This window comes from Bacillus sp. AFS002410 (genome assembly GCF_002556365.1).
In the GTDB taxonomy this organism is placed as follows: domain Bacteria; phylum Bacillota; class Bacilli; order Bacillales; family Bacillaceae_G; genus Gottfriedia.
Genome location: NZ_NUEU01000007.1, coordinates 12,215 through 25,260, shown reverse-complemented (window position 1 = coordinate 25,260; position 13,046 = coordinate 12,215). Strand labels below are relative to the sequence as shown.

General features: G+C 33.3%; 12 protein-coding genes. 1 reads left to right on the top strand and 11 read right to left on the bottom strand.

Going from position 1 to position 13,046, the window contains the following annotated elements; translation table 11 throughout:
• Positions 1 to 126 precede the first annotated feature (126 nt).
• On the top strand, positions 127 to 1,023 hold the full coding sequence (locus CN692_RS05870; RefSeq protein WP_098118223.1) for a LysR family transcriptional regulator: 897 nt from the start codon (positions 127 to 129) through the stop codon (positions 1,021 to 1,023).
• A gap of 50 nt (positions 1,024 to 1,073) precedes the next feature.
• Here the strand turns inward: CN692_RS05870 and CN692_RS05865 are convergent, their stop codons facing one another.
• The 11 genes from CN692_RS05865 to CN692_RS05810 all read right to left on the bottom strand — a co-directional run bounded on the left by CN692_RS05865 (position 1,074) and on the right by CN692_RS05810 (position 13,044).
• On the bottom strand, positions 1,074 to 1,502 hold the full coding sequence (locus CN692_RS05865) for a protein-tyrosine phosphatase family protein (protein ID WP_098118495.1): 429 nt from the start codon (positions 1,500 to 1,502) through the stop codon (positions 1,074 to 1,076).
• A gap of 46 nt (positions 1,503 to 1,548) precedes the next feature.
• Positions 1,549 to 2,295, bottom strand: coding sequence for an MBL fold metallo-hydrolase (locus tag CN692_RS05860; protein WP_257143974.1), 747 nt, complete (start codon positions 2,293 to 2,295; stop codon positions 1,549 to 1,551).
• Positions 2,296 to 2,509: 214 nt separating this feature from the next.
• A complete protein-coding gene (locus tag CN692_RS05855) occupies positions 2,510 to 4,060 on the bottom strand; it encodes an acyl-CoA carboxylase subunit beta (RefSeq protein WP_098118494.1) in 1,551 nt (516 codons plus the stop codon).
• Between the two features lie 4 nt (positions 4,061 to 4,064).
• Positions 4,065 to 4,505, bottom strand: coding sequence for a methylmalonyl-CoA epimerase (gene mce, locus CN692_RS05850; protein ID WP_098118221.1), 441 nt, complete (start codon positions 4,503 to 4,505; stop codon positions 4,065 to 4,067).
• The gene (gene meaB, locus CN692_RS05845) at positions 4,505 to 5,524 is read right to left on the bottom strand and encodes a methylmalonyl Co-A mutase-associated GTPase MeaB (protein ID WP_098118220.1); all 1,020 of its coding nucleotides are present in this window, start codon (positions 5,522 to 5,524) and stop codon (positions 4,505 to 4,507) included. Before meaB ends, mce begins: the two co-directional genes overlap by 1 nt.
• Positions 5,525 to 7,690, bottom strand: a complete 2,166-nt coding sequence (gene scpA / locus CN692_RS05840; protein WP_098118219.1) for a methylmalonyl-CoA mutase — start codon at positions 7,688 to 7,690, stop codon at positions 5,525 to 5,527. It lies immediately after the preceding gene.
• Positions 7,687 to 9,789, bottom strand: a complete 2,103-nt coding sequence (locus CN692_RS05835; RefSeq protein WP_098118218.1) for a methylmalonyl-CoA mutase family protein — start codon at positions 9,787 to 9,789, stop codon at positions 7,687 to 7,689. Before CN692_RS05835 ends, scpA begins: the two co-directional genes overlap by 4 nt.
• A 277-nt stretch (positions 9,790 to 10,066) precedes the next feature.
• Positions 10,067 to 11,035, bottom strand: a complete 969-nt coding sequence (locus CN692_RS05830; protein ID WP_257143973.1) for a PDR/VanB family oxidoreductase — start codon at positions 11,033 to 11,035, stop codon at positions 10,067 to 10,069.
• A 6-nt stretch (positions 11,036 to 11,041) separates the two neighbouring features.
• Positions 11,042 to 11,530, bottom strand: a complete 489-nt coding sequence (locus tag CN692_RS05825; protein ID WP_098118216.1) for a hypothetical protein — start codon at positions 11,528 to 11,530, stop codon at positions 11,042 to 11,044.
• 6 nt (positions 11,531 to 11,536) lie between these two features.
• Entirely contained in the window at positions 11,537 to 12,487 is a 951-nt protein-coding gene (locus tag CN692_RS05820) for a heme-dependent oxidative N-demethylase family protein (RefSeq protein ID WP_098118215.1), read from the bottom strand.
• A 260-nt stretch (positions 12,488 to 12,747) separates the two neighbouring features.
• Positions 12,748 to 13,044 carry a rhodanese-like domain-containing protein gene (locus tag CN692_RS05810; protein ID WP_098118213.1) on the bottom strand — a complete coding sequence of 99 codons (297 nt, stop codon included), beginning with the start codon at positions 13,042 to 13,044 and terminating at the stop codon, positions 12,748 to 12,750.
• Positions 13,045 to 13,046 lie beyond the last annotated feature (2 nt).

Sequence of the window (13,046 nt, the reverse complement as noted above, 5' to 3'; positions counted from 1 at the left end):
AAAATACATTTAACATATGTTAACCTATATTTAAGCAATACTTAACAAAACAATTTAATAGAATATAGTAATATATATTAATAGGAACTACTCGCAAAAGTAGTATTTTTTTATGGGGGGGTAAAAATGAACTTTGAACAACTAGAATATGTTGTAAGTATTGCTAAAGAAAAGTCGATTTCAAAGGCAGCGAAAAAACTGCATATTTCTACTTCTGGGGTTAGTCAAGCCATTACCCAACTTGAAAGAGAATTAGAAATTAATATTTTTAATCGATCTAGAGGCGGAATTACTTTAACCCTTCAAGGAGAGTTAGTTTTATCTAGATCAATTGAAATTTTAAATAATTTAAAAGAATTAAAAGATCAGCTTTCGGATTTCAAGGATACGAGAGGAAAGCATATTAAAATCGCATGTGCACCTACTTTTACTTATACAATTCACAATGTTTTAAAAGATTACTCTGACATAAATTCTAATGTTACGATTGAATTAATTGAACAAGGGACAAATCAAATCATTAACAATTTGACGAAAGAAGATTATGACTTAGCGCTAGTAGTTGCTACAAAAGCAGAGTTAGAGAAAGAACATAATTTAAATTTTGAATATTTAAGTAAAGGAAATGTTTGCATTGTAGTAGGGAAAGGTTCACCATTGTATAAGTTAGACTATGTAACAGCTAATGATTTACTTAATCAAAAGATTGTAATGTATAATTTTTCTAATAAAAACTTTCTTCAATTAGCAAAAAAATTCAAAAATGAAATTGTACTAAAGTCGAATCGTACAATGACTCTTATCGAAATCATTAAAGAAGGAAGAGTTTTTACTTATGTGCATAGTACAACATTAAAAAATTTTCCTGAAGTTATAAGTGGTGAATTAAAAGTAATCCCGATTAAAGAAGCAGATTTTATTTCCCAAGATTTTTGGATAGTATTTCCAAGCACAAAAGAAAATACTTTTACTAAAAGTGACTTTATTAATTGTGTAAAGAATCACTTGGAAGGTAGTCCATAAAAAAAACGCTAATTATACAATATAGAATTGTAAAATTAGCGTTTTTTTATTTAAGCTTTAGGATAGATCTTTTTTAAAGCTTCCTTCATTTCAGGATTCGATTTGATTGTTGGACGAATTTTGCGAGCCATCTCTTCTGCTTCATCAATTGTTTCAGCTTTGTTTAAAGCAAGTAAAGTACCAATGGCCACGATACCTGCACGAGTATTTCCCCCACCACAATGAAAATATACTTTTTGATCACTGTTATATGCTTCAACTACGTTTTCAATTGCAGTTTTAAGTGTATTTGCTTGTTCTTCCGAATCATCTACAATCGGACTATGTACTCGATTAATTTCAGTGTCAGCTTCATAATTTTTTACTCGCAGATCAAAAACTATATCTGCATTTTCATGTTCCATCATTTCTTTTACATCATCAGCACCACCGAAATAAATTCGGTCTTTTATTAGTTCTTGGTAATTTTTATTGCTCATTTTATTTCCTCCATAAACAATGTATATAAGAATAATGCGGAAAAATTTATTTAATAATTTCACCTAATCTTTCCTTTATATTCCCTTCAAATAATCCTCCATGATAACAAATAATTTTTTCAATATCCAAATCTACTAATCCTTCAACTGATTTAATTGATTGATCAATATCAAATGTATATTGTGGATTTGAAGGATTCAGTTGACCGTTTTCAATCATTAATGCATCCCCAGCAATTAAAGTTTTTGACTCTTTATGATAAAAACTTATATGTCCTGGTGTATGACCTGCTGTATCAATTACAGTAATTCCGCCACAAATTGGTAATTCAGTTCTAGGTATTAACACATGATTAACCTTTCCATTTGGTGGGTTCTGAAGTCTGTTTTTGAATGCATTTTTAAATTCGTCTGTTGCTTCAGTTGGTAGTGAAGCTATAGCTCTTTCAATCGATTCAGGTGTAATTTTAATTAGCAATTTATCACCTTGTATATAAGGTTTTTCAATTTCACTTGCAAAAACTTCAATCTGATTAGTAGACTCTTCTACAATAGAAGAAAGACTCCCAATATGATCGATATCTTGATGGGTAATTAGTATTTTGTTAAGTTTTTCAAAAGGAACTCCTACTTGTTCAAAACAATTTCGAAATTCATTCAATTGCCCGGGATAACCTGTATCAATTAATACAACATCTTCTTCATTCCAAATTAAAGTTGGATGAATCGTATTGATCATTCCGTTCGTATTCATTGTAATATTTAACATTTGGATATTATTTTTACCGATCAAAAAAATCACTCCTGTACAATTAATCATTTCAATTTATATCGTAACGACAAACAGGAATCAAGTCAACAGTAAAAAGATTAATTATAACATAAAAATTTTTATTTGTCAATAATAAATGAACATGAAATTATTAGCAATAATACAAAAAACTAGACATACTAAATTTCAGTATATCTAGTCGCGTTTTCAAAAAGAAATTTACTTTATGTTGCTCTTAAAGAGGAATATTTCCATGTTTTTTATTTGGTCTTGTCTCATTTTTTGTTCTTAACATTTCTAATGACTGTTTTAATACTTTACGTGTTTCTCTTGGATCGATGACATCATCAACCATCCCGTGAGAAGCGGCAACATAAGGGTTCGCAAACATTTCTCTATATTCTGAAATTTTTTCAGCTCGTGTTGCAACTGGATCGATGCTCTGATTGATTTCTTTTGCAAAAATAATATTGGCTGCTCCCTCTGGTCCCATAACTGCGATTTCTGCATTTGGCCAAGCGTAGACAACATCTGCGCCAATCGCTTTGGAATTCATCGCTACATACGCACCTCCGTACGCTTTTCGCAGGATTACAGTTATTTTTGGTACAGTAGCTTCTGAATAAGCATATAAAATTTTAGCACCGTGGCGGATAATTCCACCATGCTCTTGATTTACCCCTGGGAAGAAACCAGTAACATCTTCAAATGTGATTAATGGAATATTGAAAGAATCACAGAATCGGATAAATCTTGATAGTTTATCAGAAGAATTAATATCAAGGCCACCTGCCATAACTTTTGGCTGATTTGCAATTATTCCTACTGTATTTCCATCAATACGACCAAAACCGATGACGATATTTTTAGCAAAGTTTGGTTGTGCCTCCATAAAATCGCCACTATCAAGTATTTGTTCGATTACTTTTCTAACATCATAAACTTTTGTTGATTCAATTGGAACTAAATCAATTAAGTCTTCACGCCAATCATCTTTTTCAAAGAATGGTACACCTTCTGGCTTTTCATTATTATTTTGAGGTAAAAAGCTAATTAGTCTACGAACCTGCTCTAAAATTTCTGGCTCACCTTCTTCAGTGAAATGTGCTACACCGCTAATCGAAGAGTGAACTTTTGCTCCACCTAGATTTTCAGTTGAAATTTTTTCTCCAGTTATTGTCTCAATTACTTTTGGTCCAGTAATAAACATTTGGCTCGTTTTTTCAACCATAAACACAAAATCAGTAATAGCAGGTGAATAGACAGCACCGCCTGCACATGGTCCCATAATAACTGAAATTTGCGGAATCACACCAGAATAGATCGAATTGCGATAAAAAACATGACCGTAACCGTCTAATGAAACAACACCTTCTTGTATTCTTGCACCACCTGAATCATTTAGGCCAATGATTGGAGCACCAACTTTTGCTGCTAAGTCCATGACTTTTGCTATTTTAATAGCGTGCATTTCACCAAGTGCGCCACCAAAAACAGTAAAGTCTTGTGCAAAAACATAAATTAAACGGCCGTGCACTTTACCGTACCCAGTAACAACACCTTCACCGGGACTTTCCATTTTATCCATTCCAAAATTTGTTGCTCGATGTTTGATAAAAGGATTTAATTCAACAAATGTATCTTCATCTAACAGAAGGTTGATACGCTCTCTTGCAGTTAATTTTCCTCTATTATGCTGCGAATCTATTCGGTCATCTCCACCGCCAAGTTCAATCGTTCTTTTACGATCCATTAGTTCATTAATTTTCTCATATGCAGTAGTCATAACTTTATTCAACTTCCTTTCTAGTAACACTTGATGATGGTTGGCATAGCTCAATTAAAACTTTATTTGTTGAATTAGGATGAAGGAACGCAACTAGACTCCCATGTGCACCTTCTTTTGGAATTTCGTTAATCAGTTTAATTCCTTGTTCCTTGATGATTTCTAATTGTTTCTCACAGTCTTCTGTTTCTAAAGCGATATGGTGAATTCCTTCGCCCTTTTTCTCGATAAACTTGGCAATCGGACTTTCATTGCTCGTAGCTTCTAAAAGTTCAATTTTCACTTCTCCAATTTCGATAAATGCTACACGCACTTTTTCACTTTCAACCGTTTCGATTCCAATCAGTTTTAAGCCGAGTATATTTGTATATAATTGAATTGAAGTCTCTAAATCTCTAACAGCAATGCCGATATGATTTATTTTTTTAGGCTTTGTCTCGATCATTACAATAACTCCTTTCTATTGCCTTCAAAAATTGATAATAAATATTTCGCAGCTAACGTCGCAGTTAACTCCCCATTTATAATTGAACTTTCGATCGTTTTTAAATTTTGATTAACACCTTCGTGATTTATAAAGCTATGTTTCAATTGTTCAAAAACCATGTTGTACATCCAATCAATCATTTGTCTTTGACGGCGCTCAGAAAAGTAGCCTGATTCAGACGTCATCTCTTTAAACAACTTAATTTCAGTCCAAATCTCAGCAATGCCTTCACCGAGCAACGCGGAAACTGTATATGCTTTACTAATCCATCCTGGCGTTGAAGGTTGTAACAAATGTAAGATTCGATTAAATTCAGCTCTCGCAGCTTTGGCCTTAATTATGTTTTGGCCATCAGCTTTGTTGATCACGATCGAATCTGCAAGCTCCATAATTCCTTTTTTTATACCTTGCAGCTCATCACCTGCACCAGTTAGCATTACTAAAAGGAAAAAATCGACCATCGAACGAACTTGTACTTCACTTTGTCCAACACCTACGGTTTCAATCAAGATTACATCGTAGCCAGCTGCCTCACAGACTAACATTGATTCCCTCGTTTTACGTGCGATTCCACCAAGTGATCCTCCTGAAGCAGATGGTCTAATAAATGCGTTTGGATTCTTTGAAAGTGAATCCATTCTAGTTTTATCTCCTAAAATACTACCTTTAGTAATTGTGCTACTTGGATCAATTGTTAAAACAGCAACTTTATGTCCTAGTTCACACAAATATGTTCCAAAGCTTTCTATTAAACTACTTTTACCGGCTCCTGGAACCCCAGTTATTCCAATCCGGATGGAGCGACCTGAGTAAGGTAGCAATCTAGTCAACACATTTTGGGCGGAAATCATATGTGTCGACGAATTACTTTCAATCAGCGTAATTGTTTGGGCTAAAATTGTGCGATTCCCTTCAAGTACGCCATTTACATAGTCGTCTTCTGAAAGCTTTTTCTTTCGTTTATTTTCATAATCCATTTAAATTGAATCCTCAAGTCGACGATTGATTTCTTGGATTACTTTTTGTGCCGCTACTGGGATAACAGTACCAGGTCCAAATATTGCTGCAGCTCCGTTATTTAATAAAAATTCATAATCACCGGCTGGTATTACACCTCCAGCAACTAGAACAATATCCTCACGACCTAACTTTCTCAACTCTTCCATTAATTGTGGCAGCAATGTTTTATGACCGCCTGCTAATGAGCTCATTCCAATAACATGAACATCATTTTCAACTGCTTGAAGTGCTGTTTCTGCAGGTGTTTGGAATAATGGTCCGATATCCACATCAAAGCCTAAATCGGCAAATGCAGTTGCGATTACTTTCGCACCACGATCATGCCCATCTTGCCCTAATTTTGCAATCATAATCCTTGGACGACGACCTTCTGTTTCTTCAAAATCATCCGCCATCTTGCGTACAACTTCGATTTCGTCTTTTTCGCCATATTCAGCACTATATACGCCCATGATTGAACGAATGACTGCTTTATGACGACCTACTACGTTTTCATAAGCATCCGAAATTTCACCTAATGTTGCACGAGCTCTAGCTGCTTCAACTGCAAGCGCTAACAAATTACCTTCTCCCGACTCAGCAGCTTCCGTAATTGCGGCTAATGCTGCTTGAACTTTTACTTCATCTCTTGAAGCACGTAGTTCACGTAAACGCATAATCTGCGCTTCGCGAACGGCAGTATTATCAACTTCTAAAACATCTAATGGATCCTCTTTTTCAAGGCGATATTTATTTACACCAATAATCGTTTCTTTCCCTGAATCAATGTGAGCTTGGCGTCTTGCAGCAGCTTCTTCAATTCTCATCTTTGGTAAACCAGTCTCAATTGCTTTTGCCATTCCACCTAATGATTCAACCTCTTGAATATGCGCCCATGCTTTACGAACTAATTCATTTGTTAATGATTCAACGTAATATGAACCACCCCAAGGGTCTACTACATTACATATTCCAGTTTCCTCTTGTAAATATAGCTGCGTATTACGCGCGATTCGTGCAGAGAAATCTGTAGGTAACGCAATCGCTTCATCTAATGCGTTCGTATGAAGTGATTGTGTATGTCCTAATACAGCCGCCATCGCTTCAATACAAGTACGAGTTACATTATTAAATGGATCTTGCTCCGTTAAGCTCCATCCAGAAGTTTGTGAATGTGTCCTTAAGGCCATCGATTTTTCTTTCTTTGGATTAAATGATTTAATTAATTTTGCCCAAAGTAAACGACCTGCTCGCATTTTGGCAATTTCCATAAAGTAATTCATTCCAATGCCCCAGAAAAACGATAATCGAGGAGCGAATGAATCAATATCAATTCCCGCTTTTAATCCTGTTCGTACATATTCCAATCCATTTGCTAGCGTATATCCAAGTTCGATATCAGCAGTTGCTCCTGCCTCTTGCATATGGTAACCAGATATACTGATGCTGTTAAACTTAGGCATATGTTCTGAAGTATAAGAAAAAATATCAGCAATAATACGCATCGATGCTTCTGGTGGATAAATATATGTGTTACGAACCATATATTCTTTCAAAATATCATTTTGAATTGTTCCTGTAAGTTGAGACTGATGTACACCTTGTTCTTCAGCAGCAACAATATAAAATGCTAAAACTGGAAGTACAGCACCGTTCATCGTCATTGAAACTGACATTTTATCCAAAGGAATTCCATCAAATAAAATTTTCATATCTAAGATCGAATCGATTGCAACTCCTGCTTTTCCTACGTCACCTTCTACTCGCGGATGATCTGAATCATAACCACGATGCGTAGCTAAATCAAAGGCAATTGATAATCCTTTTTGACCAGCAGCTAAATTTCTTCGATAAAATGCATTACTCTCTTCTGCAGTAGAAAAGCCAGCATATTGACGAATTGTCCAAGGTTTATTTATATACATCGCTGGATAAGGTCCTCTTAAAAATGGAGCAATACCAGAAACATAGCCTAAATGTTCCATATTATTTAGATCATTTGAATCATATAAAGGCTTTACATCAATTTGTTCTAACGTTTTCCAATCTTCATTATTAATTTCCATCGATTTAGGAGGAGTTATATTTGGTTCTGTAAATGCTGTTTTAAATGGTATTTTTGTAAAGTCTGTTAGTTTGTTCATTTCATAAACCCTCCATTCTGTTGCAGATTTACTAATGTTTCAAAATTATTAACAGTCATATTGATGAAATCATCAATTCCATATTGTTTAAATAAATCCATTTCCTCTATTGATGGTTTTCCAGCTAATAGAATTTTTGTATCTGGATTTTGTCCTTTAATCTGCTTACATATAGTCGGTACATTCTCTGAATATTGATCATCGGTTGAGCAAACTACTACAATAGTAGATTCTGAATTTTTAAATGCATCGACTATTTCATCAATAGAAGTAAACCCTTTATTTTGTAAAACCTTAAATCCACCAACTTCAAAGAAATCAGTAACAAAATCTGTTCGTGGTTTATAAGCTGCAACTGGACCAAAATTTGCTACAAAAACTGTTGGGAATTCACCATTAGTATCCTTAAACTTTTGAGAATTTTGACGTAATTCCTCATAAGATTGAGCCCCTCGATGGATTGTTAACGGGTTAACAATTAGGCCATCCGATTTTTCTAAATTCATTGCATGTAATATATTCACGATTGCTGCACCATTATTTGCCGCATCAATTGTATCCTCTACTGAACTACCATTTAATGAAATTACTTCAGTTAAAAATTCTAAACTTTCATTTTTACTAGTTTCTAAGTTCACTTCATTCGAATTTTTTGCACCTTTAGTTTCTAAAGGAATTTCATTCAAATTTGGAAAAATATTTGTTCCTATAAACTTATCTTTTCTAGTTTTTATATTGTTTATTTTTTCATTAGCTACTTTACTAACTAAGTCCTGAGGTAAACCAAATTGGATTGCTTTAAGCATTCCGCCTTTTTCTTCAATCAGTTGGAAAAGTTCCCATACTTTCTCGGCTAAAGTATAAGTAAGTGATTCGATATACCATGAACCACCAGCTGGATCTGTCACTTTTGATAAATTTGATTCTTTATCAAGTATTAAATGTGTATTTCTGGCAATTCGTCTAGAAAACTCTTCTGAAGGTTTAATTGATTCATCAAACGGCGAGATATGAAGAGTATCTGTTCCACCAATCACTCCAGCAAATGCTTCAACAGTTCCACGGAGTATATTTACATAAGGATCATATATTGTTTTCGTCCAAGCAGAAGTTCGAGAATGAATTTTCATTTTTTGTGAAGCATCATTTCCACCTAGTTCTTTCATAATTCTTGCCCATATCATTCTAGCCGCTCTCAATTTAGCGATTTCCATAAAGAAGTTTGATCCAATTGAAAATGAGAAAAGCATTTTTGAAGCAGCATCATCAAGCGAAACTTGTTGTTGATCCATTTCACGTAAATACTCTAGGCCAGACGATATAGCAAATGCTAATTCATGCACTGCATTTCCACCAGCATCGTGGTATGGATGAGATTGAACTAAAATATTTCTTAGATTTGGTGTGTTTTTAACTGACCATTTTGTTATCTCGCCCATCATTTTGTAAGCATTTTCAATTTTATATGGAAGCGTACCTTCTTTTACTAAATTACTTAAAGGATCCATTCCGATACAGCCTTTAATTTTCGTTAAATCGTAATTTTGTTGTTGTAAGTATGCGATAAACGTACCAAAAAATGCTTGGCCGCCATTAACTGTTTCTATATATAAAGGAACTTCCTCTAAATTAATATTTTGGAAGGCTGTTCTAAAATCAGAAACTGATTTTAAAATTAACCCTTTTTTCGGATTTCCATTATTAGTTTCTACTGAATCATTTAGTCGGATTTTTAACATCGTTTGTCCTCTGTCTAAATCATGTCTTGCAACACGGTTAAATTCCTCTGCTGAAGCACAATCTATTTCCTGACAAATTTCCCATGCTTGATCCAAATACCCTTGCTCGTTTGTCCCTCTAACATATGGAAATTCTCCCGGTTGTGATTTTAAATAAGGATAGTTAGCGAGGTCCTCATCACCATACATTGGTTTCAGAGCGATTTCTTCATATGTTTTTGTAACAAGCTTTTCCTCAATAGTGGCTCCTTTTAAGGATTTTTCTACAACATCTCTCCACTCTTGTGCAGTTGGCTTTGGAAATTCAGTAAATAAATTTTCTTCCAAGTTATGGTTCGAAGTTTTTGTATTTTCTGACATGTTTAAAGCCACTCCTTTCTTGATCTCTTCATTTAATCAAAATAATTAGATTATAAAGTCGATTATTCTTTTCATTAAGAATAGAAATGCAAAGAATAATTAAAAATTCGACAAACTATTTAGAAAATCCTCTAAAATTATGAAAATTATGCATTTTTTAAATGATTTTATAATTAACTATATTTAGAATTTTATTTTTAGGGTCGATGGCTAAAAATAAAACAGCTATTTTACCATGTAAAATAGCTGTTTTATTCGTTTTAAAATCGCATTAAATTTATAGTTCAAGGACTATTTGATGTGACTTTGCTCTTGATACACAAGTTAAAATCATCTTATTACTTTTTCTTTGTTCGTCATCTAATAAAAAATCTTGGTGATCAACTTGTCCATCAATGACATTCACTTCACAAGAGCCACACCTACCAACTCTGCAAGAATATGGTATGTTTATTCCTTCATCAAGCAAAACATCTAATAGAGTTTTATCAATTGGAACTTGTTTGGTCGTTCCATTCGATAGCTTTACCTCAAATGCTTTTGTGTCAGGAACTATTCGAGGGGTAAAAATCTCCATATGTACACTTGACTTAGGGTAGCCAAATGCATAAGCAGCTTCATTAAATTGCGAGATAAAACGATTAGGACCACAAAAATAGACATGTGTACCAATAGAATGATCTAAAAGCGTTTCGACATTAAGTCTTTTAGGATTAATCTCTTTTGTAAAATAAAATGATGTTTTATCCCCATATTCTTCTATTAAGAAATCATAATATGCACAGCCTTTATTTGTTGATGAAGTATAATGCAGCTCAAACGATTTATTTTGACTTTTTAAATCCTTCATCATCGAAATAAATGGAGTGATCCCAATCCCTGCTGCATAAAACACATGATGCTTAGCTCTTTTACTTAATGGAAAGTGATTTTTTGGGTAGCTTATTTGTAGTTGATCACCTTCTTTAACGTGTATATGCCAATATTCCGATCCTCCTTTTGACTCCGTACTTAGATGAATAGCAATTTTATAAGTGTTATCAATAAGCGAATGCTCAATTATTGAATAAGGTCTGCAAATCATTTCATTTCCTGCATTAACATATGTATTAATATGAGAACCACCACTAAAAGCAGGGAGATTAAATTGATCAACTGGAACAAAACTAAATTCTTTAACCTGTTCTGTTATTTGCTTTATTTCGCAAACACGCACTAGTATCGTATTCTCAATCAATACATACACCCCCATCTACAATTTAGCTATATTTCCTAAGTATGCATCATATAACGTTGAATAGTGATTAGAGACCGAAAGTAACAACTGACAGTTTTGGCATTTAATTTCGCAACCAAATTGCAAATTAACTAATTCTGTTAAACTATGACAACGACAACAAAAAACCTTCGAATTCAGCTCCCCATAACCAACATATTGAACCTCATCTTCAAAAAAGCCTACATCTTCAATGATTGTTCTAACATTTTTAAGTTCTTCCTTACTTAGTGCGATATATAAATAGCTGCCCATCTTCTGACTTTCCAACCAAGTCTTTATATTCGTTTTATATTGATTAGGACTTGTATCAAATCCAATAAATACAAAATCGAATGAATAGTTTTTCTCAAGCAGCTTTTCAAATATCGGTTGAATTAGCTCCATTCCCCGATGATTTGAACAAATTAAATATTTTCTTTTACCATCTATAAAACTAGCTTTTTCAACTATTAAATTATTCATCTCATCCTACCCTACTTCATCAAGTTTATTTTTTAAGTATGTTAGTACTTCTGTTTTATATGAAGATATTCCTTTATAATCTAAAATGAAATCTGGCAATTCACTTAATATTGTATAAAACTGTTTAAGCCATACTTTATTTAAAGAAAATTGCTCTAATGATATTATGTGAGTATGTATGGTAAAAAGAAGTCCATTACTAACTGATAACCTAAATAGCTTTTGAACTTCAACACGTAAATGAACAAATTTCCCAGCATTTTCACTAGTAACATTTTTTCTGTCCTTCCCCCATAGATCGAAAGTTTCTAAGGAAGTGTCCAGTCGATTTCCTGCCATTAAAGACCAATTTTTCCGGCTCCAAGGTGTTCCTTGTTCAATATTTTTTAAGAAGCGCAGTATTCTGTCATCTAATGAGTTTTCATTAAACATTGGGATTGGTTGGTGAATCTCTTTAAATTTCATTCCTAATTTAAATGCAAGTGACCAATTTGAAGGAAAACAAAGATGGCCAGCATCTAGAAATAAATCGTCGTCACGTTGACTCATATAAATTAAATCCTCTTGAACATGTTTGCCAATCATATTTAATGGTTCACCAAAAGTTGAGGATAAATCACCAAAAATAAATTGTTGTTCTTCATTTAGCAACTTATTAAATAGCGTCCAATTTGCATTTTTCTTATAAACTTCAAAATGTGTAGGATAATACTTTGTTAAATGATCAATAACTAATTCTACTATTTCCCATTGACCTTCTATACTAGTAGGTAATGCTTGGTAACAATGGGTGGGTACTGTTTTTAAAAGTCTCCTTTTTAGGTTTATTTCGTTCTCATAATTAGGAGTAATTTCGATGCTTGCTGGTGGTTTTAATAGAATTGAATTATTGGAGTAACGATAAGAATCTTCTTTAAATGGATATGGAAAATGATTTAATAAACTGTTTTGATTCATCTAAAACACCCTTTAAAATAGAAATAGGTCAAAAATTTTCAACTTGGAAAAGAAAAAGCGACTTTATTTACTTAGAAGTTAGAGAATCATTAGATTTAGTTAATTATAAGAATATTCTGTTTTTTATGTCAATAGAAAGTCTTTATGATCATAAAATTTAATCGTTAATTTACGAAAATTACATAAAAAAAATTGCTTATCGTTATTTATAAGCAATTTTTAAACATAGTTTTATGATTGAACGGCAAGACATATTGAAATTACTCAATTTCTCCTGTCCAAGCTAGCATTCCACCAGTCATATTCGCAACATTAAATCCATGACTTTCTAGAAATTGTACTGCTCGACTACTTCTACCACCTGCGTGACATACAACTATATATTCATTATTTTTATCTAATTCTGACATACGGAATTCAATTAAACCAAGAGGAATATGAGTTGCACCAGGGATCATTCCATTTGCTACTTCATCTACTTCACGAACATCAATAATATTAATATCTTTCTCTTCTTTTAATAAGCTTTCTAACTTCTCTGCAGTGATTTCTTTCATGT